The organism is Paenibacillus barengoltzii NBRC 101215 (assembly GCF_004000745.1).
GTDB lineage: Bacteria > Bacillota > Bacilli > Paenibacillales > Paenibacillaceae > Fontibacillus > Fontibacillus barengoltzii.
Map to the genome: position 1 here is coordinate 1 of NZ_BILV01000071.1, position 23,335 is coordinate 23,335.

Here is a 23,335-nt window from a genome sequence, read left to right on the forward strand (position 1 = left end):
TTGTTCTCGTGGCAGCCGCAAACGCTGGTAAAATCGGTCTTGACTACTACGTAATGCCTTACCTTCGCAAGCTGTTCCACAAAAATGGCGATGCCGGAACGCAAGCACCAACGCCTAAGCAACCGCTGAACATGAAACGTACGGCGTAACTAACAGCCATCAAGCAGAAGAGCTCTCATTGAGAGCTCTTCTTTTTTAATATGACATTGCGGTGTCTTATTTGTAGGGTATACTTGTCTTCAGAAGGAGAGGGTGCGAATGCAGATGAACCGCCTGTTTGAAATTGTCTATCTGCTGCTGGAGCGTAAAACGATCACTGCCGCCGAGCTGGCGCAGCGATTTGAGGTGTCTACTCGCACGATCTACCGTGACATCGATACGTTAAGCAGCGCAGGGATCCCCGTATATGCCAGCAAGGGAAAGGGCGGCGGCATCGGCCTGTTGCCGGACTTCGTACTCAACAAATCACTGTTGTCTGAAGACGAGCAGAAGGAAATTTTGTTTGGGCTGCAAAGCCTGAAAGCGACAAATGCCCTGCAAACGAGCCAAATTTTAGCGAAGCTGAGCACTCTTTTTCACAAAGAAGAGGTTCACTGGATTGATGTCGATTTCTCTGGCTGGAACAGCGGGGAAGCAGAGCGCAGCAAATTTGGACAGCTGAAAACGGCAATACTGGAGCAAAGGGTCGTAAAATTCGTTTACTATAGCTCGTATGGGCAAAGAACCGAGCGTCAAGTCGAGCCGATGAAGCTGCAGTTTAAGAACCGCTCTTGGTATTTGCAGTGTTTTTGCCTGAAGAGTCAGGAGTTGCGCATATTTAAAATCAGCCGGATCGAAGAGCTGGAAGTCACGGAGTCCCGGTTCAATCGTCGGAAGCTGGAGATCGCGCCTCTGGATGCCCAAATGCCAGACGAGCGGCTCAACTATGTGGAGCTGGCGCTTTTATTTCCTCCGCATATGGCGTATCGGGTGTTCGATGAGTTTGAGCGGCCCCGCATTCACAAGCGGGAAGACGGCGATTACCTTGTGACGGCCAGCTACCCGGAAGATGATTGGGTGTATGGCTATCTGCTGTCGTTCGGCGAGAATGTCACCGTACTTTCACCACCGCATATTCGGAATATTTTGCGGAACAAAGCCAAGAAAATTGCCGAGCTGTACCCGTCTTAATATGACATATAGGTGTCAAATTCACCTTGCTACAATGAGGGCAACCTAAGAGGAGGGTGAAATATACATGGTGACAAAAGTAGATTTTAAGAAGCGGGATAAGGAGCTGTATCTGCCAAAAACAGAGCCGGTACTTGTTGAAGTGCCGCCGATGCTGTTCCTCATGGTGGATGGCAAGGGGGACCCAAACGGAGAAGCTTACCAGTTAGCGGTCCAGAAGCTGTACGCATTGTCCTATGGCATTAAAATGAGCAAAATGGGTGACGATAAGCCGGACGGGTACTACGATTTTGTGGTACCTCCGCTTGAGGGGTTATGGGACTCCATAAACGTCGGATATGATCCCAACCGGGACAACTGGTTGTGGACGTCGATGATCCGGCAGCCGGAATTCGTCACAGAGGACTTCCTGAATCGGGTGAAGGAACGGACGGTCAAAAAGAATCCCGGGCTCGATTTGAGTGACGTGAGATTAGCCGTGTTTGAGGAAGGGTTATGCGTCCAAATATTGCATATCGGCCCTTATCAGACGGAACCGGAATCGGTGGCCAAGATGAAGGCGTTCCTCGAGACGAATGGATTAACCGAGAATTTCGATGATACGCGCAAGCATCATGAAATCTATTTGTCAGACCCGCGCAAAACCGGGCCAGAGAAGATGAAAACCGTGCTGCGGCATCCGGTGAGGCGGATCTAAGTCTTTGATATCAGTTATGCGTTGTCCGGGTGAATCACTTTCACTCGGCCTACCTGTCCGTCCTGCAACCGCACCTTAATGCCGTGCGGATGGGTTGCGGAATTCGTCAGAATGTCCTTGACTACGCCGCGCGTGAGTTTGCCGGTGGGCTGATCTTTTTTTAAGACGATATCCACGGTGAGGCCAGGTCTGATGTTCTTGCGTTCGTTGCCGTTCATTGGGCGAGTCACTCCTTGACGTGTTTGCATGGCATTTGGTATAACCTCTTTAAGATACCATAATTCACCGCTGACTTGCCAACGGATGTCCGTTTAGCATATAATAGCAGGTAATTATGTACAAGAAATGCGTGGATGGAGAAGAGTAAGCAGGAACCGACCAACAGGGAAGGGGCGCCGGAGATTGAGAGCGTCGCTAGGGAATCGGAACTGCCGAAGTTCACTCCGGAGCAGTTCCTTGAACTGCCGCTGCTGTCATATCTAGCGTCGCAAGGCGATGGATTGCAGTCTGGCACATTAGGGGATACCGGTTACGAGCCGTTATTTCGTTGGAGTGAGAGCAATGTGCACCTTCCAAGCCATGTGGCTGGCAGGTTTATGCCGTGCTCTAACAAGGGTGGTACCACGGTCTTTTCGTCCCTTACGGGAGAGAAGGCCTTTTTATTTTGCCTTTAGGAGGAAGCTATTCATGAAAGAACGTCTAGAAGCACTAAAAGCGGAGGCGCTCAAAGAGCTGGCAGAAACCGTTGATGCCGGGCATTTGAACGATCTTCGGGTCAAATATTTGGGCAAAAAGGGCGCTTTAACTGAGATTTTGCGCGGGATGGGTTCCTTAAGCGCTGAGGAGCGTCCGGTGATCGGTCAGATCGGCAATGAGGTCAGAGCCGCGATCGAAGCGGTGATCGAAGAGAAGCAAGCGATGTTCCAACGTCAAGAAACTGAAGCACGGCTGGCTGCGGAGAAAGTGGACGTTACGCTGCCGGGTCGTCCGCTGAAGCAAGGAAGCGTTCACCCGCTGAACCAGGTGATTCAGGAAATCGAAGAGATTTTCATCGGTATGGGGTACCGGATTGCGGAAGGACCTGAAGTGGAAACGGACTACCACAATTTCGAAGCGCTGAATCTGCCGAAGGACCATCCGGCCCGTGATATGCAGGATTCCTTCTACCTGACGGAAGATCTGCTTATGCGGACGCAAACGTCGCCGGTTCAGGTACGGACGATGGAAGCGATGCAGGGGGAAGTACCGGTTAAAATTATTTGCCCGGGACGCGTGTTCCGCCGGGATGACGACGATGCCACCCACTCGTTCCAGTTCCATCAAATTGAAGGGCTGGTTGTGGGCAAACGCATCCGGATGAGCGATCTGAAAGGCACTCTGCTGGAATTCACCCGCAAAATGTTTGGGCCCAACACGCAAATTCGTCTGCGCCCCAGCTTCTTCCCATTCACGGAGCCAAGCGTTGAGGTTGACGTAACGTGCATGAAGTGCGGCGGCCATGGTTGCCGGGTGTGCAAACAGTCCGGCTGGCTGGAAATTTTGGGCAGTGGCATGGTGCATCCACGCGTGCTGGAGATGAGTGGATACGATCCTGAGGAGTACAGCGGCTTCGCGTTTGGAATGGGCGTCGAACGGATTGCGATGCTGAAGTACGGCGTTGATGATATCCGCTACTTCTTCAACAACGATCTGCGTTTCCTGCAGCAGTTTGCCAGAGTTTAATTTCACGTAAAGAGGGAAGGGAACTAACAATGAAAGTATCAACCGAATGGTTGTCTGACTATATTTCGCTGGATGGGGTTAATGTTGAAGAGTTAGCGGAGCAAATCACCCGGTCCGGGATCGAGATCGATTCGATTGAAAACCGCAATCAAGGCGTTTCGAACGTGGTGGTTGGCTTTGTCAAAAGCAAAGAGAAGCATCCTGACGCAGACAAGCTGAACATTTGTGTCGTGGACGCGGGGCAGGGAGAAGAACTGCAAATCGTATGCGGCGCGAAAAACGTGGCAGCGGGCCAGAAGGTACCGGTTGCGCTCGTCGGCGCCAAGCTGCCGGGCGGGCTGGAGATCAAAAAAGCCAAGCTGCGCGGCGTCTTGTCGCAAGGGATGATCTGTTCGGCCAAGGAGCTGGGTCTGAATGACAAGCTGCTGCCAAAAGAACAGCAGGAAGGCATTCTCGTGTTGCCGGAGGACGTGGAGATCGGCACGCCGATTACTGAACTGCTGGGGCTGGACGATCAAGTGCTGGACTTCGACCTTACGCCTAACCGGTCGGATTGCTTGAGCATGATCGGGGCTGCTTATGAAGTAGGCGCGATTTTGAGCCGCGAAGTGAAGCTGCCGCAGTCTGAGCTTGCTTCCACTGGGGTACTGGCGAAGGAGCGGATTCAAGTCAAGATCGATGCGCCTGACCTGTGCAGCCGGTACGCGGTACGCTACATCGCCGACGTCAAGATTGGCCCATCCCCGCTGTGGATGCAAAACCGGCTGATGGCGGCGGGAATTCGCCCGATCAGCAACATTGTCGACATCACGAACTACGTCATGCTGGAGTACGGCCAGCCGCTGCATGCGTTTGATGCTGACAAGATCGCCGGAGGTATGCTGGGCGTGCGTCAGGCCAAGGCTGGCGAGAAGCTGGTGACGCTGGATGGCCAAGAGCGTGAACTGGAAGCCGGTGCACTCTTGATCGTGGACGGTGAAGATCGTCCGGTGGCTCTGGCCGGCGTGATGGGCGGACTCGATACGGAAGTCACCGATCAAACGGTGAACATTGTCCTGGAGTCGGCGAAATTTGCCGGCAGTAGTGTCCGCCGCACGTCCCGGACGCTGGGGCTTCGTTCGGAAGCTTCGCAACGGTTCGAGAAAGAGGTGGATCCGGCCTCTGTCATCCCGGCACTGAATCGCGCAGCAGCGCTGATGGCTGCCTATGCCGGCGGCCAAGTAGCGGAAGGGATCGTGGAGATCGTTCATCAAGAGCCGGAAGAGAAGGTCGTCAGCCTGTCGCTTCAGAAATTGAACGATTACTTGGGCACGAACATTTCCTCGCTGGAGGCGAAAGCCATTCTGGGACGCCTCCGCTTCGAATGTGCCGGCTCTGAGGAAGTCATCGAAGTTCGCGTGCCAACGCGCCGCGGCGACATTACGCGCAACGTCGACTTGATCGAAGAGGTAGCGCGGCTGTACGGTTATGACAACATCGAGGCGACGATGATCGAAGGGGTAACGACAGTCGGCGGTTATACGAAACCGCAGGCGTTGCGCCGCACGATCCGCCAATTGCTCACCCATGGCGGATGGCAGGAAGTGATGGGCTATTCCTTCATCCGTGAAGGAGCAAGCGCGAAGTTCCCGCAGCTGGCCGAAGGCGATCGGGAGATTCGTCTGGCGATGCCGATGAGCGAGGACCGCAGCGTGCTGCGCGGCAGTTTGCTGCCAGGGATGATCGACATCGCTGTATACAACCGCAATCGCAAGCAAGACAATTTGGCATTGTTTGAAATCGGCAGCATCTTCCGTACCAACGAGGAGAAGCTGACCAAGCAGCCAAACGAGCTGCCGGTGCTGTCCTTGTTGCTGACGGGTGACCGGGCGGAGAAACGCTGGAATGCTCCGGCGGAGAAGGTGGATTTCTTCGATCTCAAAGGAGCGCTGGAGAGCCTGTTCGAATACCTGGGAGTTGCCGATAAGATGACATATGAAGCGGATGGGCCGCAGGGCTTCCATCCTGGACGTTCGGCCTCGATCTTCTTGAACGGAACTACCGGCAAAGAACGGATCGGTACGCTGGGTCAGCTTCATCCGGAGCTGCAGCGGGAGCTGGATCTGGATGATACGTATGTCGCTGAGCTGCTGCTTGAACCGTTGTACCGCAACGCTGGCGAAGCTTACGTGTACCAAGAACTGCCGCGTTATCCGGCGATGCAGCGCGATATCGCTGTTGTCGTAAACTCCGATGTGGAAGCGGGCGCGCTGATCGACGTAATCCGCGAAAAGGCGGGCGAGCTGTTGGAATCGGTGGAGGTATTCGACGTATTCACGGGCGCCAAGCTGGGTGAAGGCAAGAAGAGCGTCGCTTTATCGCTGGTATATCGCCATATGGAACGGACTCTGACGGACGAGGAAGTTGCTGCGGTCCACGACCAGGTGGTCGAAGGGTTGTCGCAAACTTTTGCTGCGGAGCTTAGAAAATAGCAGGAATTGGACGAAGTCACATCGAATCATTTGTAGAACGACCGATTCGATGTGACTTTCGTGCAATTATCCGCATCTAAGAGACGACATACAGGACCGAAGGAGGCACATAACGTTGAGTAACCAAGGCCGAATTAGCGTAAACGTAGAAATTTACGGGACTTCTTATAAAATTGTTGGAAGCAGCGCGGAATATATGAAGCAGGTCGCGCGCCGCGTGGATGAACATATGCGCAGCATCGCCCAGGCCTATCCCCATCTGGACACGCCGCGGTTGGCCGTGCTGGCAGCCGTGCGCATGGCAGAGGAAGCGATCCGGGTAGATCAACTGCAGAATGAACTGCAGAACGCCAAGCAGGAGAAAACAGTCCTGCTGCAGGAGAACTCGGTGCTGCAGGATTTGCATGCCAAACAGGAGAGCATGTATAAGGCGCTGCAAGAGGAACAGCAGCAGCTGAAGAATGAGAAGCGTCAGCTAGCCGGACAAGCGGAGAAGCTGGAGGCCTCCCTGCTGGGGCAGGAGGAGGAGGCGCGCAAGCTTCGCAGCCGGGTACAGGAGCTGGAGCGTCAGCTTAGCGAACAGCGCGGCAGCAACACGCAGCTGCAATCCAAGCTTCGCCAAGTCGAACAGCAGACGGCGCGGGAGAAAGAGGAAGCCGCGAAGCTGCAGAAGCAGGTGAGCGAGCTGCAGCGGCGGGAGCAAGAAGCCAAAGCGGCCGAGCAACGGGCACAGCAGCATAGCGGGAAGCTGCAGGAGCAGACGAAGCAGCTCCAGAGCACGCTTCAAGCCGCGCAGGCAGAGGCCAAGCAGCTGCAACAGCAACTGCAGGAACGCAAGCAGCGGGAGGACAAGCTGCGAGCCGAAGTATCAGCGGCGCAGCAAAGCGAGAAGTCGTGGCAGAAGCTGGCCGAGAAGCGCAGCGAGGAAATCAGTCGCTTAGAGATCAGCTTGCTCGAAGCTTCGGACAAGAGCGAACAGCTGAACGAGCAGCTGGCCGCCGAAGTGAGCCGGCTGGAGCAAGCAAACAACGAGCTGCAGGCCGAGCGGGACAAGGCATCGGCCCTGGCAGCCGAGCTGGATTCCCTGCGCTCCCGGTTGGAGCAGGCAGCCGAGGAGCGGGAGCAGGCGCTTCTGGCGGCGCAGGCGGCCGGAGAAGAGAAGCGGCGGCTGGAGCAAGAGCGGGACGAGTTGGCTCGGCGGTTGCAGGAGCTTGAGGACAGCCGCAAGTTGGCAGCAGAGTTGGCAGCCGAGCTGGCGAGCTACCGCGAGGCTGCGGAGCAGCGGGAGCAGGAGTGGCGCAAGCAATGGGCTTCGGCAGAACGCGAGCTGAGCTCTTGGCGTGAGAAGGAAGCTGAGCTGCAGCGGCAACTGGAGGAATGGCAGCAGGAAAGCGCAGCTGGCAGCGAACGGGTCATCACCATGGCCAACGACTTCGAGGCCTTGGAGGAAGAGAAGCGCAAGCTGGCGGAGCAGCTGCAGGAGGTTACGGACAGTTACGAGGTTATTTCCCATCAGTTCCGGCTGTTGCAGCTGGAGCGGGAGAAGGAGCAGGAGCGGCAGGCTGCGCGGGATGAAGAGTACCAGCGGCTGAAAGATGACTACGCCAAGCTTCAATCGGAATTTAACGAATGGATTGAATTGCTGGAGCAGGATCAAGGTTAGTGGCGAGAGGATCGCTTATAAAATAAGAGCAAGAGCCCGCGGCGTGCGCTGCGGGCTCTTGCTGCATAGGATGACACGTTTATTCAACGATAATTTTGGAGATCATGGCGCTGTGGCCGGAGCCGCACATAACCGAGCACGCCATTTCGAACTCGCCGGCTTCCGTTGGCACGATCACCGCGGAGTCGTTCTTGCGGTCCAATTGCAGTTTCAGACCGGGTACAAGAATGCCGTGATTACCAGAGGCGTTCTTGAAGACGATTTTGACTGGAACGTCTTTCTTCAAATGGTACTCGGCTTGATCAAATTGATAGTTGCTGGCTTCGATCACCAGCTCGGCTTCCGGTTGGATATTACTCCCGGCGTTGCCGTTGGTTTCAGCCGCTTTGCTGCCGCTGCAAGCGGTAACAAGCAACAAGAGCACAGATGTTGCGACGATGGCTATGCTTTTCTTCACAATAATCCCTCACGATACAGTAGATTTGTGACAATTTTAAGAATATCATACCGTATTTTGCAGAGGGTGGATGGCTCAAGGTTTGAAGAATTGTTGAACTTCTTTCCCCATAAGTCAAGAGGCCGTTCCTTCCGCAGTGAACGGATCACTTGCGGAGGATGGCCTCTTAGCCCTGACACAGCCATTAACGATCGTTTTTGTCTTTGGCAGCGTCAAAGGGAGTTGCGACAGGGATGAACAGGTCGATAATCCCGATGACCAATGCTGCAAGTAATGCACCGATCACAGAGACGGAAACGCCGGAAATGATGAACTGGGCAAGCCAGATCACGAGCGCGCTCGTAAGAAAACCGACGATTCCTCGCCCGAACGGGGTAACCTTCGTTCCAAAAATGCCTTCAATGGCCCAACCCAACAGGGCGATGACCAAGGCGAGCAGCAAGGCGCTGCCGAATCCACCGATGCTGAATTGCGGTACCAGCCACCCCACAACCAGCAGAACTAGGGCGGAGACGATGAATCGCACGACGTGTCCCAGAAAATGCATGTTACATAGCCTCCTTTTGAGAGTAAGTACGTTTGGCTATACGCATTTATCATGTTCCGCAAATCGCATTCTTATGTGTGTAAGGGGGCAAATGGCGAAAAATGAACGGTTTCGTTATAATGGGATCATAGCCCGAGGGGAGTTGTGAACGTACTTGGACGAGAAAATTTTGAAAACCATGGAATATCAAAAAATTATAGATCAGCTGTCCTCTTTTTCCCAAACGGCACTTGGAAAAAGAACAGCCGAAGCGCTGCGGCCCGTCACCGATCTGGAGGACGTCAAGCGGTTGCTTCAAGCCACCGACGAAGCGTTTAAGGTGGACCGGCTTAAGGGGGCGCCCGGATTCGGTGGAATCGTGGACATCACCCCGGCGGTCAAGCGGGCTCGGATCGGCGGAACGTTGAACCCGCATGAGCTGCTGGGCATTGCAACGACGCTGGAAGGCTCACGCCGGATTAAGCGGTATATTGCCACGATGCACGAAGATCACGAAGTTCCGCTGTTGCATCACTTAAGCGATACCTTAAGCGATCAGAAGCCACTGGAGGATGCGATTAAACGCTGCATCGACGAAAGTGCAGAGGTGCTCGACACGGCTAGTCCGGAGCTGGCCAGCATCCGACGCGAACTGCGGAGCGGGGAGGTGCGGATTCGGGAGAAGCTGGATGCGATGATCCGCTCTGCTTCAGTATCGAAGATGCTGCAGGATCAGCTGATCACGATCCGCGGCGACCGCTTCGTCATCCCGGTTAAAGCGGAATACCGCGCGCATTTTGGCGGGATCGTCCACGATCAGTCGGGATCCGGAGCTACGCTGTTCATTGAGCCGGAATCGATTGTGGCCATGAACAACAAGCTGCGCGAGACACGGCTGCGGGAGGAACGGGAAATCGAGGTCATTTTGCAGAAGCTGACCGCCCTGGTTGGAGAGCAAGCCGAGTTGCTGCTGTACGATGGAGATGTACTGGGGCAAATGGATTTCATCTTCGCTAAGGCCCGGTTGGCGCGGGAGTTAAAAGGGACGCTGCCTCGCATGAACGACCGCGGGTTCATCAAGCTGAAGAAGGGGCGCCATCCGCTTATTCCGGCTGACCAGGTCGTGCCGATTGATGTGGAGCTGGGGAACCAGTACACGACGATCATTGTTACGGGGCCGAACACCGGGGGGAAAACCGTCACGCTGAAGACGATTGGTCTGCTCAGCTTGATGGCGATGTCCGGGTTGTTCGTCCCGGCGGAAGACGGCAGCCAGCTTTGCGTATTTGATGCTATTTACGCCGATATCGGCGATGAACAGAGCATCGAGCAGAGCTTAAGTACCTTCTCCAGTCATATGACGAACATTATCTCGATTTTGCGTCAAATGACACCGAAGAGTTTGGTCTTGCTGGATGAGCTGGGTGCGGGAACTGACCCGGCGGAAGGCTCGGCGCTGGCCATCGCGATTTTGGAGCATATTCATTCGCTGGGCTGCCGGATGGTGGCGACGACCCACTTCAGCGAGTTGAAAGCCTACGCTTATGAACGCAAAGGCGTCATTAACGCCAGCATGGAGTTCGACGTCGCGACGTTAAGCCCGACTTACCGCCTGTTGGTTGGCGTTCCGGGCCGAAGCAACGCGTTTGCCATCGCTGAACGGTTGGGGCTGCCGGAGCGAATTCTGGAGTATGCCCGCGGTGAAGTGACCGAAGAGGACATGCGCGTCGAGAACATGATCGCTTCGCTGGAGCAGAACCGCCTGGGGGCCGAGCAGGAGCGGGAAACGGCCGAGCAGTTGCGGCGCGAGATGGAAGAACTGCGCAGACGCCATGCCGCCGAGCTGGAGAAGCTGGAGCAGCAGCGGGATAAGCGCCTGGAGAAGGCGGAGGAAGAAGCGGCCGCGATCATTGCCAAGGCAAGACAGGAGGCCGAGCGGATTATCAGCGACCTGCGCCGCCTCGCGATGGAAGAAGGCGCGGCCGTGAAGGAGCATAAGCTGATTGCAGCCCGCAAGCAGCTGGATGAAGCCGAACCGCAGCGCCGCAAGAAGAGTGCAGTGGCCCGCAAGGGAGCCAAACCGCCGCGGCAGATCGAACCGGGCGACGAAGTGATGGTTTACAGCTTGAACCAGAAGGGGCATGTCGTTGAGCTCTCCGGCAACAAGGAAGCAGTCGTGCAGCTCGGCATCATGAAAATGAAGGTGAGCTTGGACGACATGGAGCTGATCGCGGCGCCTCCGGCCAGCAAGCCGGTTCAACGGACGACCGCGAATGTCAAGCGGACGCGCGATGAGAACGTCCGTACCGAGCTGGATTTGCGTGGAGCGAATTTGGAAGAGGCCTTAATCGAGGTTGATCGATTTATCGACGAAGCCTATTTAAGCAATTTAGGCCAGATCTATATTATTCACGGGAAAGGGACCGGGATATTGCGGTCCGGGATCTCAGAATATCTTCGCAAGCATAAGCATATCAAGAGCTTCCGCCTGGGGAACTACGGGGAAGGCGGAACTGGCGTAACAGTTGCTGAGCTGAAGTAAGAACGAATCGCCTCAAGGTATAAGGGGAGAGGGCGCTATGAAGGAAAGCATTGATCCGATCTTGGAGCAACCGCTGGGGCTGATGATCGGGTATTTTTCCGTGGCGGTATTAGAATTGATTGTGTTTCTTTCTTGCTTCGAACTGTTTGCAAGATATCGCTGCTGGCAGGAGATCAAGCGCGGCAACGTGGCCGCGTCTCTGGCGACCGGCGGCAAAATCTTCGGACTGGCGAACATTATCCGTTATGCAGCGGCACATCCCTCGATTTACGACTTCATGATATGGTCGTCGGTTGGAGCCTTGCTGCTGTTCGCTGCTTATTTGCTGTTTGAATTTTTAACGCCGGTGTTTCGCATCGACGACGAGATTGCAGCGGGCAACACCAGCGTTGGTTTTATCGCAATGGCCGTATCGGTGTCGGTGTCTTTTTTGATCGGCGCTTGTATCGGTTAGGGATCTCAGTTGAAGGAGTAGAACGACGTGAAAAACCTGGTCAGGGTGCTATTTATCGCCTCTATTCTGTTTTTGGCCGCGGGCATTATTTATTTGTGGAATGCTTAATTTGGTAACGAAAGGACGTAGTTGGGAATGGATACAACGATTTGCCCATGGTGCCAAACGGAGATCGTTTGGGATGAAGAGATAGGGCCGGAGGAGGTATGTCCTCACTGCCAAAATGAACTAAAGGGCTACCGGACGATCAATATAACGCTGGGCTCGGAGGAAGAGTTCGAAGACGAGGAGAACGACCATCCCTTCCATGATCGGAAGCATTCCCATGATGAGGATGACGAGGATGCGGATGACGATCTTTACTGGGATGAGGATGAAGGTGACTCGCATCTCGGAGGCGTCCGTCGGGTCGAGGCGTTTACGGCATCGGGCGGCGATTTGCTGAAGTATGAGACCGGGGTGGAGAAGCTGCTTGACGGGCAAGACGAAGTACCGGAATGTCCGCATTGCCGGGAATATATGGTGTATGCCGGGAAGCAGAAGCTGGTTCCGGATAACAGCGGTTTTGTACCTGCCGATGCTGACCATCCGCTACTGTCGGGGGATGCGGAGCTGAACGTATACGTCTGCACCGCGTGCTTCCATGTCAGCCGGTTCTTGGGCGAAGACGCCCGGATCGACATGATTCGCACGATTGCTGGTGAAGAAGACAACAAGTAAAAATTTTGGCAGCCAATGGCCCTGTCCTTGATGGACGGGGCTTTTTTGCGTTTGGGAGATTGCTGGCAAGCTTGCTGTCGTCTCATGCTTCGGTCATTTTTGGGTATCTTACAGGGGGAATTCGAAGTTTGGCCGGGAGGAGCGTATCTATGAAAAAACAGCTGAACAGCCAATCCATCCTGCTGCTGGCGGTGAACGGTCTGTTCGTGCTTGCCGGCGCCTTGTCGGGCACGTTCCTGAACGTCTATATCTGGAAAGTCAAAGCGGATTTTAACCTGATTGCGTGGTTTACGTTCAGCCAGCAGCTGGCCTTGGGACTTGTCTTTTGGATCGCCGGAAAATGGGTGAAGGAACGCGATAAAATGATCTTTTTACGGCTCGGCATTATCGTCTCGGGCATCTTCTATTTGCTTGTGCTGTGGACGGGCAAACATACGGTGGACTACATATGGCCGCTTGGGCTGTTATTTGGAACCGGTTCGGGATTGTTCTGGCTTGCCTTCAACGTCGTGTATTTCGAGGTGACGGATGTTGAGACGCGAGACCGATTTAACGGCTGGGTTGGGATCCTCGGTTCAGTGATCGGGATTTTTGGCCCGTGGATCTCCGGCTGGATCATCTCCATGAAACATGGGGAGGCCGGATACCAGCTGATTTTTACCATCTCGTTAATTGTTTATGGGGTGGGGATCTTACTCAGCTTCTGGCTGAAAAAAAGAAAAACGGGAGGGCCTTATCACTGGCTGGCTCCCGTACACATGCTGAAGAAGGGAAGTCCGTGGCGCCAGGCGGCGCCCGCTTCGGCCGCGCATGGACTGCGTGAAGGCGTCTTTTCGTTCCTGATCAATCTGCTGATCTTCATCAGCACATCGGCGGAGTGGCGGATCGGACAGTTTTCGCTGATCACGTCCCTTGTCTCCCTCGTCAGCTTCTGGGCGGTGGGGAAATGGCTGAAAATCCCCGCACGCTACTACGGGATGCTGGTTGGAGCTTTGCTGATCACGGCGGTGATCCTTCCGTTGCTCTGGAAGGTCAATTACGTCACCCTGATGGTGATGGGGGTGGGGACGTCCTTGTTTTTGCCGCTTTACTTGATACCTGTCATCTCTTCGGTTTTCGACTTGATTGGCAACAGTCCGGAAAGCGTGGAGCAGCGGGTGGAGCTGATTGTCCTTCGCGAGCTTAGCATTACCGTAGGGCGATTGGGAGGAACGCTGTTGTTCATCGTGGTCTATTCCATCATTCCGCGCATGCCCACGATCATCTGGCTGATGTTCGCTTTGGGGGGGGCGCCGGTGCTGAGCTGGTTGGCCCTGCGCCGGCTGTTGAAGCGAGGGGCGGCCAAAGCCGCCTGATAGCTCTATTTCGGTGGTGTACGCACGGGCTTGGTAGTCCGCGTGAGCGAAAAAATGGCCATGTCCTCCCGACGCGTACCGGTCAGGTGATCCACGATCATCTCCGCCCCGATCATGCTGCACACGGTCCCGTTTCCGCCATACCCCTCCAGGAAATAAAACCCGGGAAAGTTGGGATGCGGTCCAATAAAGGGAAGGCCGTCCCGGGATTCTCCAAATACGGCTCCCCAAGCATAGCTGACGGACAGGTGGTCCTGATCCGGAAACCGTTTATGGATTTCTTCCAGCAACCGCTCGCTTTGCCGGATCTCTCGGCCCGCAGGCAGCTCTCCGCCGGAAAGCACCTCATCCAGCCCGCCGGCGATAATCCGTCCATCCGGCGTTGTTCTCATATATAGATAAGGCCTTGCTGTCTCCCAGATGAGGCTTTTTTCGTACCAGCTGTTCAAGGAGGCAACCGGCTCGGTGACGATGACGTAGGAGGCTCGGAAATGAGCACCGCTCTCCTTCTTGAACTGCTGTGCTTCGTAGCCGGTGGCCCAGATCACATGCTGGGCGGTTACTGTCCCGTCGCCGCAGCGACAGCGAATCCGTCCGCCTTCGTCGCGCTGGCTGCCATGCATCGGGCTATGCTCAAAGATGCGTACGCCTTGTCGCGCCGCCTCCCGCAATATACCGTGCACGAAGGTGTACGGGTTCATCTCCGCATCGCCCTTCGTGTAGATCGCCCCTGGGGCTTGGAAAGGAAAGCGGTCTGCGATATCGCCAGCGGACCACCAGACCGCAGGGAACCCCAAACGCTGAAGTCGTCCGCATTCCTCCTGCAGCGCGTCCACGTCTTGTTCGGAGCTGGCCAAGTATATCGTGCTGCGCTCCGTAAATCGTGCCGTGCCGTCCAGTTTAGAGGCGATTTGCTTTAACCGTTCCAACGCATTGCGGCTAAGGCGATAGAAATGAACGGCAGGTTCCTCGCCGAAGGTATGGATCATCGAGGTGAGGGATTTGTCGCTCGCATATTGCAACAGCCCTGTGCTGGCCAGCGTGCTTCCACCGGCGATTTGCCCCCGTTCCACCAATACCGTATCGACTCCCCGCTCCGCCAGCAGGTAAGCGCATAGCGCACCGCCCACGCCGCCGCCCACAATCAAGACTTCGCATTGAAGTTCCTGATTTAACGCAGGATAGGTGGGGGCATCCGGCAATGTTGAAGGCCAATAAAGCTTGCCGGTATGTAGTTTCATGAAGACCAGTTCATCCTTTCGAACATGGGAATTATATAGGATTAGGGGATTCCATCATTATATCCAACTGCGGAGAACTAAAAACGGCGAAAACCTGTACGGCGAACATATCGTACCTAGAGCGGGGCATACTACCGTAAGAAGGATCAAAAGAATAAGAAGGGATCAGCAGGATTTGAAGGATCATCCATCAGGAGGGAATGTTGATGTTTTACTCACAAATGCAGCCATTGTCGTTGAAAGAACTGGATTATATCGCCGACTCCATTTCCAACGAGGAGATGCTCACGAAGCTTTGCGCCGCGGCGGCCGCCGTCTCGCAAAACTTTGAAATCGAACAGGCGATGCTGGAGCACATCCGTGCCCATGAGCATCATCTGCACTTGTTAACGGATGCGTTGCGCCAACATCAAATGGCGGCTCCTTCTTCAGCCCCGAATTAATTTGCTTTCAAGGAGGAATATCCCGATGAATCATACGGACATCCAGGGTCTCTTACCCCAGAACGATTTGTTAAAATCGATTTTAGCTGATTTGCGCCGCACCGTACGAGAATATACGACCGCAACGACGGAGTCGTCCTGCCCAGCTGTTCGGCAGATGTTTACGGAGTTGACCAACAGCACCTTGCGATTGCAGGGAACACTGTATGAGCTGATGAAGCACCAAGGCATCTACTCCGCGCCGGCACCGGCACCGCGTCAATTGTTGGACAAGAAGCTGCAAGATGCGGAGAAAACCAAGCAGGAGCTGCGACAGTTCACAGAACAGCGGACTTCTCGGTGGACACCTCATGCCCATCAGGCGAACGTGGAAGCGCATCAACCGAATGTACTTCCGCCGTATTCGATCTAAAAGCCTAACCGTCCAATCCAAAACCTTACTTGGAGTGGACGGTTTTTCTATGCAGACGCCCAAAATTCATGTAATATAAGTATTAAATTTGTTCTGCAGACCGCTCAATTGAAGGGCTGCGGGGCATCGCTGGAGGATGAGGGATGAAACAACTAAGCGAATTGAAGCTCAAACTGCTGGACCTCCTCAAAGAGGACGCCCGCCGGGATGCAAACTTACTGGCGACGCTCGTCGGCTCAACGGCGGAGGAAGTGGCGCAAGCGATCCGTGAATTGGAAGAAGACCACGTCATCGTCAAATACGCAACCGTGGTAAATTCCAGTGCACTGGAAGACGAGAAGGTGACGGCGTTAATCGAAGTGCAAATTACACCTGAACGGGGACGCGGCTTCGATACCATCGCGGAGCGGGTATACCTGTTTCCCCAAGTCAAATCGGTATTTTTGATGTCCGGCGCATATGACCTGCTGGTGGAAGTTGAAGGCCGCAACTTGAAGGAAGTGGCGAGCTTTGTCTCTGACAAATTGTCCACCTTGGAGTCGGTGTTGTCGACGAAGACCCATTTTATTCTGAAAAAATACAAGCAAGACGGCATCATCTTCGAAGATCCCGAAGAAGACCGCCGTTTGTTGATATCTCCGTAAAGGAAGTAATGTTATGAGTATTCAATCACAGCGTGCTGAGCAATCGAGTAAAACGATGACATCGTATTTGGCTCCGCGGGTCCGCGAGATTCAACCCTCCGGTATTCGCCGCTTCTTCGATCTGGCCAGCGGGAGCAAGGATATTATCACGTTAGGCGTAGGCGAACCGGATTTTATCACCCCATGGCATGTCCGGGAAGCTTGTGTTTACTCTCTGGAGCGCGGGTATACGAGCTACACGTCCAATGCGGGAACGCCTGAGCTTCGGGAAGCGATCGCTGAGTATTTGTACACGGGTTATCAGGTGAAATACGACCCGAAAGACGAAATCCTCGTGACGGTGGGCGGCAGTGAGGCGATCGATTTGGCGCTGCGGGCCCTGGTGGAACCGGGTGATGAGATTCTTATTCCGGTGCCTTGCTATATCTCCTACTCGCCGATTACGATGATCGGGGGAGGGGTGCCGGTCGAAATTGAGACTTACGCCAAGTACGATTTTAAGCTCCAGGCTGAAGACTTGAAGGCGAAGATCACACCTAAATCCAAAGTTCTGATCTTAAATTATCCGAGCAATCCGACGGGCGGCATCATGACGTACGAAGATTGGCTGCCGATTGCAAAAATCGTTGAGGAGAACGATCTTATCGTTATTTCCGACGAGATTTATGCGGAGCTCACCTATGGGCAGAAGCACGTGAGCTTTGCTTCAATCCCGGGCATGAAGGACCGGACGATTCTGGTGAACGGGTTTTCTAAAGCATTTGCGATGACCGGCTGGCGGATGGGTTATGCATGCGGACACCCGGACTTGATCTATGCCATGCTGAAAATTCACCAATATACGGTGATGTGCGCTCCGGTGATGGGGCAAGTGGCTGCACTTGAAGCGCTGAAGAACGGGCTGGAGGAGAAAGACCAGATGGTCGAATCCTACAATCAGCGCCGCCGCCTGATCGTTCAGGGGTTGCGCGACATCGGGCTGGAATGTCACGAGCCGCAAGGGGCGTTCTATGCGTTCCCTAGCATCGCGTCCACTGGACTTAGCTCCGAGGAATTTGCTCAACGCCTTCTGCTCGAGGCGAAGGTGGCGGCAGTTCCGGGCAATGTTTTTGGCGCAGGCGGGGAAGGGTTCTTGCGTTGCTCCTATGCGACAGGAGTAAATCAACTCAACGAAGCGTTAAATCGAATGGAGCAGTTCGTCCGTAAATTGAAGCAAGGCTGATTTTACGAATCCCATCAGGCCCCTGCCTGAGAAGTTGGAGTTAATGGGGTTAATTAACAATTCTTTCATTTTCTAATTGCTTTAATTTTAATGGACATGGTATAATTCGATTTTGGAAGAAGGTTTTAATTTCTCAGGGAGGGATTTCTTTTGCGCGGTGAGTACAACATGCCTTACAATAATGCTTTATGTGCTGATGGCCGCGTCATGAGCCCGTGGATGGATCAAGAGGAACGGCCGCATTCACCGCAAGCCGTAACGCTGGAGGATGAAATTCACTTGCTTCGCAGCAAGATGGAACGGCTATTTCTGCAAGAAAAATCCTTTACTTCGGACATCGTGATTGAAATCAGCAGCTTATTGGACCTGAAAATTAATGAATTTATGAAAACAATGAGAACGACTCCGAAATCTATTCGACGTTAACGAACTTTGAACTTTTGAAGTGTGAAGGAGATCCGCTTTGCGGGTCTCCTTTTTGCGGTTCCAGCAGTTGCATGACCAGCCGAGCTGGGATTTATGGTAAGATGATACGAGAGTATGTCACGGGGAGGAAATGCAAATGTCGATCTATACGCGTTCCGGCGACCAAGGGCAAACCACGGTCATCGGCGGCAGAGTAACAAAAGATGATGCCCAGGTTGAAGCCTACGGTTCGATCGATGAACTGAACAGTTTTGTGGGACAAGCGGTCAGTTTATCGGATGAGGTGACGTTTAGCGATCTTCGTAAGCAACTGCTGGAGATTCAGCAGGAGCTGTTTGATTGCGGTTCCGATCTTGCTTACGTCAAGCTGTCGGAGAGCCGCTACAAGGTGACGCCGGAGCTCGCACAGCGGCTTGAAACCTGGATTGATCGTTATGAAGCGGACAATCCGCCGCTGGAGAAATTTATTTTGCCTGGGGGAACCCCGTTGGCTTCGGCCCTGCATGTCTGCCGGACCGTATGCCGGCGCGCCGAACGCCGCGTCGTTACGTTGAGCCAGGTTAAAGAGATTAATGCCGAAGTGCTGATCTATCTGAACCGATTGTCGGATTATTTCTTCGCAGCGGCTCGTATGGTAAATCATCGCCAGCAGGTGGCAGATATTGAATACGTGCGAAGCGGGAAGGTGTTTGGCAAGAAGTGAGTTCTGAATATTATGATCCGATTGAATATCAAGTATCGGCAACGGAGGACGGCTGGACGGTCAAAAGCGTGCTCCAGCGCCGAATGGGCATCTCCCGCAAGCTGCTGTCGCGGATTAAGCTGACCGAGCGCGGGGTGATGCTGAACGGGGAGCGGGTCTATATCAGCGTCCCGGTGAAGGCCGGAGATACGGTGAGCGTCTCGCTGGAGAAGGAAACCTCCACCGATATTCTGCCAGAGCCAATCCCGTTTGAGATCGTCTACGAGGATGAAGCGCTGCTGATTGTGAATAAGGCGGCGGGATTGATCGTGCATCCGACGCACGGTCACTACACAGGGACGCTGGCTAACGGCGTTGTGTATTATTGGCAGGAGAAGGGGGAGAAGTTCCGCTTCCGTCCTGTGCACCGGCTGGACCAGGAGACGAGCGGCCTCATCGCCATCGCTAAAAATGCCTACGTGCACCAGCATATTTCCGAGCAGCTGATTGCCGGTGAGGTGACCAAGAAGTATACGGCGCTGGTGCATGGTTGCCCGGCGGTGCCGGAAGGAACGATCACCGGTCCGATCGACCGTGACCCTGCCGAACCCCACCGCCGGATCATCACCCCGTCGGGCTATCCCGCGCTGACCGATTATAAGGTCACGGAAGCCTATGGCGACGGGGCTCGGGTTGAGCTGCGTCTCGGTACAGGACGAACGCATCAGATCCGCGTGCACATGACGTCGATCGGCCACCCGCTGATCGGCGACAAGTTCTACGGTATGCCGGGACTGGAACAGTTGCCGGCACCTGCGCGCGAACGAATCGCCCGCTTGGATGCGGCGATCGGGCGGCAGGCGCTCCATGCCTCCGAGCTGGGCTTCCGCCATCCGCTCACCGGCGAAGCACTGACTTTTAGATCAGAGCTTCCGGAGGATATGCGCAAGCTGGAGGAGTTGCTGCGTGGGGCGAGTTTTCGTGAAAGTGGTAAGGAGGAATAGAGAACATGAGCAAACTGAAGGTTTATCATTATCCGCAATGCGGGACATGCCGCAATGCAATTAAATCGTTGCAGGCCAAAGGGCATGAATTAGAGCTGCATCATATCAAGGAAACGCCGCCGAGTGCTGCTGAACTGGATAAGCTGGTAGAACTCAGCGGGCTGGAACTGAAGAAGTTTTTTAATACGAGCGGTGAGGTTTATAAATCAATGGGCTTAAAGGATAAGCTGGCAGAGATGTCCCGGGAGGAGCAGCTTCAATTGCTGTCCTCGAACGGTATGCTGATCAAGCGCCCGATCGTGACGGATGGGAAAACGGTAACTGTCGGTTACAAGGAAGAAGCCTACGAGCAGGCTTGGGGTAAATCAAATTAACGAGAAGGGTGGCTTGGGTGAATCGTGGATTTAGTGCAAAGGAGTGAAAAAACCATTCTGCTGGTGGACGGCATGGCGTTAATGTTCCGCGCCTATTACGCGTCAGCGGCAACCGGGTATATCCGGCGGACGAAAGCGGGTGTTCCGACCAATGCGGTGTACGGGTTTATGCGTTATTTTTGGGACGCGGTGCAGAAGTTTGGTCCGACGCATATCGCCTGTTGTTGGGATTTAGGCAGCAAGACGTTCCGGACGGAACAGTTTGCCGAGTACAAAGGCAATCGTGCGGACGCGCCGGAGGATCTGATCCCGCAATTCTCCATGATCCGCGAGGTGATGGACAGCTTAGGGATTCCGAACATCAGCTCACCAGGGTATGAGGCGGACGATTGCATCGGAACGTTGGCAGCGCGTTTTGGACAAGAGATGGATGTGCTGGTGCTGACGGGGGATCACGATATGCTGCAGCTGGTTAGCGAGCGAACGAGCGTGATCATTATGAAAAAAGGGCACGGTAACTACATGGTGTATACGCCGGAGACCTTGATGGAAGAGAAGCAACTAAAACCCGAACAGATCGTTGATCTGAAGGGATTGATGGGGGATACGAGCGATAACTATCCGGGCGTGCGCGGTATTGGCGAGAAAACGGCTCTGAAGCTCGTGCGAGAACACGGCTCCGTGGAGGGGATCCTGGCCAATCTGGACCAGTTGTCCAAATCGGTCCGTGCCAAAATTGAAGCGGACCTCGACATGCTGCATCTCTCGCGGCAACTGGCCAAGATCCGCTGTGACATTGAGCTGGAATGCGATGCGGAGACTTGTCGGTTCGAGCTGAACCCGGCGCAGGTAGTCTCCAAGTTTGAAGAGCTGGAGATGGCCAGCATCAGTGCCATGTTGGGTGTCGTTTGACGGTCCGCTAGCGAACCCTATTAATCCGTGAAGTACGGTTCACCTAATACCTGATAGAGAAAAGTGCGTAGTTCGATGCCCTCCTCCTCGCTCAGGTTATAAATATGTTCGAGGTACCCTTCCTCCTCCAGGTCGTCGGTGCCAAGAATGGCTGTGCGCCCGTTATGCAGGTCGGTGACCAGCTTCTTCCCATAGAAACGATTGGTTGTGGTGACCGCCAGGTCATAGCGCTTCAGCGATCCGCCGATGAACGTGACGAACCGGGTCGAAGTATTTTCGGTGCTGTCGGACAGGAAATCAAGCTCTTGATGCGGGTCGCTCATTCAGTAATGCCTCCCTTTTTTCGGATTGTCTCTAGTTATTATACTGGAAAACGGAAGACAATGGGAAAATGAATCCGATGCATTGACAGCTTGTCCTGTTATGGTATTATTAGGGATAACAGGTTACGTTTGGAGGAAGCACCTCTTTTGCGATATTCGCAGAAGAGGTGCTTTTTTGTTTTGCGTCCAAAGTGAGGAATGGCCTCCTTCGTAGCTAAAAAATTATAGGAGGGACAGGTTGATGCGGATTGTATTTTTGAACAGTCTGGAGAAGAAGGACGGCGGGGCCATAATTCAAGGGGCCCAGGTGTGGATTGGAGAAGAGGACGGGATTTGGCGGATGGGCTGGAATGAGGTGACCGCGGATGACGAGCAGGAGGACCTTTGGTATGAAGGGGCTTCATGGTCGGAGATGCTACATGTTTACCGCCATCGATTGGCCGCCAAGCTCGGCGAAGGGTTTCGCCCCATCATGGAAGGCATCTGGGACGAGAAGGAAACGTTAACCGGACGGGGGATGGCGGCGCAGAAGCTGTTCTGTTATAGCGAGTTAAACAGCAATGAACCGGTATACAACGAGTTGACGGCTTGGCGTCGGAGAAAGGCTTCGTCTGAGCGCAAGGCGCCTTATTTAATCGCCAGCAATCGGTTGCTGCGTATGATCAGCGTATTCCTGCCGCAGACGGTGGAGGAACTGTTGCAACTGCCAGGTGTTGGGGAGAACAAGGCTGGCGAATACGGCGCTGAGCTGTTGGAAATCACCCGGGCGGCCGAGCGGAAGCGCGGGTTCCCGCTGGATTGGGTCGACCAAGAAATCGATGACGAGGTGTTCCGTTCCTGGTTGTATAAGCAGAAGGAAGTAAAATATCGGGCGGAAATGGAGAAATTTAACGTCCGTCGCGCAGCGCTTGAAGCCTTGGCTGCAGGGGAGAAGGTCGAAGATATTTGCACCCGAGCGGGCATTGAGCGGCGAGATGCGGTGGAGCTGCTGGAGAGCTTGGAGAAGGAGGGCTACAACACCGATGACTTGGTGAGCGCTGAACTGGAGGCCATGCCGGTAGAAGAACAGCAGGCCGTATGGCAAGCTTACGAAGAGCTGGGGGACACGCTCCTGAAGCCGGTGCTGCAAAAGGTGTACGGTCCCGAAGCCAGTGAAGGCGGCAATGGCAACCTGGATACGCTGTACGAGCGACTGCGCCTGATCCGCATCCGGTATCGCCGCCAGCGCGAGAGCGCCCAGCATGCGGGGTGAAGCGCAAAAGTTGCTTGACCTGCTAGAGTGGTAATGACGAATGATAGAGTGGTGTGGGGAGTATGAGTGATAAGTAGGCTTAGGGAGTATTAGACGAGTGGAAGTGTAATCAGTAGTTAGTGATAAGTGAATTAAGGCCAGTGTGGTAAAGTGTCGCAAGTGCGGTGACTAAGTTAGGTTAGCTGGTGAGATGTGATGGAAGCAAAGTTAGGCAAGTAAGAGTAAGTAAGTGTGAGTAAGTAGAGTATGTGAGATCAGTGAATCTAGTGAGGGTGATATGGTAAAGTGCCAAAGGTGTGGTGGTTGATGTGGTGACTGATATGGTTGAGTTAAGTTAGAGTAACTATAGTAAGTGCAGCAGTTGAACTGCGGTTGGCGTTACTTGAAGTGTGGACAGTCGAAGGACTATTCCCTACCGGCCGTGTGAACTGCAATAGTGCAGTTCATTTCGGGGAATTTTGGGAAAAGTAGCCCATTTATCGAAAATAGACTGCACTTTTGCAGTTAAGAGCTGAATTTTGGGCGTTTTACAGCAAAATAACTGCACTTTTGCAGTTCGCGCACAACACAACTCACTTAGCACTCGCTGAATTCGATCAGCTTCGCAGACTCGTACGCACGTC

General features: G+C 54.1%; 25 protein-coding genes and 1 pseudogene. 21 read left to right on the forward strand and 5 right to left on the reverse strand.

Going from position 1 to position 23,335, the window contains the following annotated elements; genetic code table 11:
* From PBA01S_RS23385 to PBA01S_RS17675, 3 genes and pseudogenes are all read left to right on the forward strand, one after another.
* Window positions 1–149: pseudogene (locus tag PBA01S_RS23385) on the forward strand (Crp/Fnr family transcriptional regulator); the annotation flags it as partial.
* 109 nt (window positions 150–258) lie between these two features.
* Window positions 259–1,170 (forward strand): helix-turn-helix transcriptional regulator, encoded by a 912-nt coding sequence (locus tag PBA01S_RS17670; protein WP_127576452.1) that lies wholly within the window; start codon window positions 259–261, stop codon window positions 1,168–1,170.
* A 67-nt stretch (window positions 1,171–1,237) separates the two neighbouring features.
* The gene (locus PBA01S_RS17675; protein ID WP_127576453.1) at window positions 1,238–1,867 is read left to right on the forward strand and encodes a GyrI-like domain-containing protein; all 630 of its coding nucleotides are present in this window, start codon (window positions 1,238–1,240) and stop codon (window positions 1,865–1,867) included.
* A 14-nt stretch (window positions 1,868–1,881) separates the two neighbouring features.
* Here PBA01S_RS17675 and PBA01S_RS17680 read toward each other — a convergent pair whose 3' ends face one another.
* On the reverse strand, window positions 1,882–2,085 hold the full coding sequence (locus PBA01S_RS17680; RefSeq protein WP_016312967.1) for a YwbE family protein: 204 nt from the start codon (window positions 2,083–2,085) through the stop codon (window positions 1,882–1,884).
* 135 nt (window positions 2,086–2,220) lie between these two features.
* On the opposite strand from PBA01S_RS17680, the gene PBA01S_RS17685 reads away from it, so the two are divergent.
* The 4 genes from PBA01S_RS17685 (at window position 2,221) to PBA01S_RS17700 (ending at window position 7,723) form a co-directional block, all read left to right on the forward strand.
* The gene (locus PBA01S_RS17685; protein WP_127576454.1) at window positions 2,221–2,541 is read left to right on the forward strand and encodes a hypothetical protein; all 321 of its coding nucleotides are present in this window, start codon (window positions 2,221–2,223) and stop codon (window positions 2,539–2,541) included.
* Window positions 2,542–2,554: 13 nt separating this feature from the next.
* Window positions 2,555–3,589, forward strand: coding sequence for a phenylalanine--tRNA ligase subunit alpha (gene pheS / locus PBA01S_RS17690; protein ID WP_028538184.1), 1,035 nt, complete (start codon window positions 2,555–2,557; stop codon window positions 3,587–3,589).
* A gap of 29 nt (window positions 3,590–3,618) precedes the next feature.
* Entirely contained in the window at window positions 3,619–6,060 is a 2,442-nt protein-coding gene (gene pheT, locus PBA01S_RS17695) for a phenylalanine--tRNA ligase subunit beta (protein WP_127576455.1), read from the forward strand.
* Between the two features lie 115 nt (window positions 6,061–6,175).
* The gene (locus tag PBA01S_RS17700) at window positions 6,176–7,723 is read left to right on the forward strand and encodes a hypothetical protein (protein ID WP_127576456.1); all 1,548 of its coding nucleotides are present in this window, start codon (window positions 6,176–6,178) and stop codon (window positions 7,721–7,723) included.
* A gap of 79 nt (window positions 7,724–7,802) precedes the next feature.
* On the opposite strand, the gene PBA01S_RS17705 is transcribed toward PBA01S_RS17700, so the two are convergent.
* Together PBA01S_RS17705 and PBA01S_RS17710 are read right to left on the reverse strand one after the other, a co-directional pair.
* A complete protein-coding gene (locus PBA01S_RS17705) occupies window positions 7,803–8,180 on the reverse strand; it encodes a cupredoxin domain-containing protein (protein WP_016312962.1) in 378 nt (125 codons plus the stop codon).
* A gap of 184 nt (window positions 8,181–8,364) precedes the next feature.
* Window positions 8,365–8,727, reverse strand: coding sequence for a phage holin family protein (locus PBA01S_RS17710; protein WP_016312961.1), 363 nt, complete (start codon window positions 8,725–8,727; stop codon window positions 8,365–8,367).
* A gap of 154 nt (window positions 8,728–8,881) precedes the next feature.
* Between PBA01S_RS17710 and PBA01S_RS17715 the strand changes: the two genes are divergently transcribed.
* The 4 genes from PBA01S_RS17715 (at window position 8,882) to PBA01S_RS17730 (ending at window position 13,777) form a co-directional block, all read left to right on the forward strand.
* Window positions 8,882–11,248: an endonuclease MutS2 gene (locus tag PBA01S_RS17715; protein ID WP_127576457.1), complete on the forward strand. Its 2,367-nt coding sequence runs from the start codon at window positions 8,882–8,884 to the stop codon at window positions 11,246–11,248.
* A 37-nt stretch (window positions 11,249–11,285) separates the two neighbouring features.
* Window positions 11,286–11,702, forward strand: a complete 417-nt coding sequence (locus PBA01S_RS17720) for a DUF350 domain-containing protein (protein ID WP_028538189.1) — start codon at window positions 11,286–11,288, stop codon at window positions 11,700–11,702.
* Between the two features lie 135 nt (window positions 11,703–11,837).
* A complete protein-coding gene (locus tag PBA01S_RS17725) occupies window positions 11,838–12,422 on the forward strand; it encodes a hypothetical protein (protein WP_127576458.1) in 585 nt (194 codons plus the stop codon).
* A 149-nt stretch (window positions 12,423–12,571) separates the two neighbouring features.
* A complete protein-coding gene (locus PBA01S_RS17730; RefSeq protein WP_127576459.1) occupies window positions 12,572–13,777 on the forward strand; it encodes an MFS transporter in 1,206 nt (401 codons plus the stop codon).
* Window positions 13,778–13,782: 5 nt separating this feature from the next.
* Here the strand turns inward: PBA01S_RS17730 and PBA01S_RS17735 are convergent, their stop codons facing one another.
* The gene (locus tag PBA01S_RS17735) at window positions 13,783–15,018 is read right to left on the reverse strand and encodes an NAD(P)/FAD-dependent oxidoreductase (protein WP_127576460.1); all 1,236 of its coding nucleotides are present in this window, start codon (window positions 15,016–15,018) and stop codon (window positions 13,783–13,785) included.
* Window positions 15,019–15,218: 200 nt separating this feature from the next.
* Between PBA01S_RS17735 and PBA01S_RS17740 the strand changes: the two genes are divergently transcribed.
* The 9 genes from PBA01S_RS17740 (at window position 15,219) to PBA01S_RS17780 (ending at window position 21,137) form a co-directional block, all read left to right on the forward strand.
* The gene (locus tag PBA01S_RS17740) at window positions 15,219–15,461 is read left to right on the forward strand and encodes a hypothetical protein (RefSeq protein ID WP_371859545.1); all 243 of its coding nucleotides are present in this window, start codon (window positions 15,219–15,221) and stop codon (window positions 15,459–15,461) included.
* Between the two features lie 25 nt (window positions 15,462–15,486).
* Complete coding sequence (locus PBA01S_RS17745) at window positions 15,487–15,873, forward strand: spore coat protein (RefSeq protein WP_016312955.1); 387 nt, start codon at window positions 15,487–15,489, stop codon at window positions 15,871–15,873.
* A 143-nt stretch (window positions 15,874–16,016) separates the two neighbouring features.
* The gene (locus PBA01S_RS17750) at window positions 16,017–16,517 is read left to right on the forward strand and encodes an Lrp/AsnC family transcriptional regulator (protein WP_009226690.1); all 501 of its coding nucleotides are present in this window, start codon (window positions 16,017–16,019) and stop codon (window positions 16,515–16,517) included.
* A 13-nt stretch (window positions 16,518–16,530) separates the two neighbouring features.
* Window positions 16,531–17,739 (forward strand): aminotransferase class I/II-fold pyridoxal phosphate-dependent enzyme, encoded by a 1,209-nt coding sequence (locus PBA01S_RS17755; protein WP_127576461.1) that lies wholly within the window; start codon window positions 16,531–16,533, stop codon window positions 17,737–17,739.
* 207 nt (window positions 17,740–17,946) lie between these two features.
* On the forward strand, window positions 17,947–18,165 hold the full coding sequence (locus PBA01S_RS17760; RefSeq protein WP_051134975.1) for an aspartyl-phosphate phosphatase Spo0E family protein: 219 nt from the start codon (window positions 17,947–17,949) through the stop codon (window positions 18,163–18,165).
* A 136-nt stretch (window positions 18,166–18,301) separates the two neighbouring features.
* Entirely contained in the window at window positions 18,302–18,868 is a 567-nt protein-coding gene (locus PBA01S_RS17765; RefSeq protein WP_085170437.1) for a cob(I)yrinic acid a,c-diamide adenosyltransferase, read from the forward strand.
* Complete coding sequence (locus tag PBA01S_RS17770; RefSeq protein ID WP_085170438.1) at window positions 18,865–19,851, forward strand: RluA family pseudouridine synthase; 987 nt, start codon at window positions 18,865–18,867, stop codon at window positions 19,849–19,851. The genes PBA01S_RS17765 and PBA01S_RS17770 overlap by 4 nt, the downstream gene beginning before the upstream one ends.
* Before the next feature lie 5 nt (window positions 19,852–19,856).
* On the forward strand, window positions 19,857–20,225 hold the full coding sequence (locus PBA01S_RS17775; RefSeq protein ID WP_028538196.1) for an arsenate reductase family protein: 369 nt from the start codon (window positions 19,857–19,859) through the stop codon (window positions 20,223–20,225).
* Between the two features lie 72 nt (window positions 20,226–20,297).
* A complete protein-coding gene (locus tag PBA01S_RS17780) occupies window positions 20,298–21,137 on the forward strand; it encodes a 5'-3' exonuclease (RefSeq protein WP_051416860.1) in 840 nt (279 codons plus the stop codon).
* A gap of 20 nt (window positions 21,138–21,157) precedes the next feature.
* On the opposite strand, the gene PBA01S_RS17785 is transcribed toward PBA01S_RS17780, so the two are convergent.
* Entirely contained in the window at window positions 21,158–21,460 is a 303-nt protein-coding gene (locus PBA01S_RS17785; protein WP_028538198.1) for a DUF3055 domain-containing protein, read from the reverse strand.
* A gap of 241 nt (window positions 21,461–21,701) precedes the next feature.
* Here PBA01S_RS17785 and PBA01S_RS17790 point away from each other — a divergent pair, with 241 nt between their 5' ends.
* The gene (locus PBA01S_RS17790; RefSeq protein ID WP_127576462.1) at window positions 21,702–22,712 is read left to right on the forward strand and encodes an HRDC domain-containing protein; all 1,011 of its coding nucleotides are present in this window, start codon (window positions 21,702–21,704) and stop codon (window positions 22,710–22,712) included.
* Window positions 22,713–23,335 lie beyond the last annotated feature (623 nt).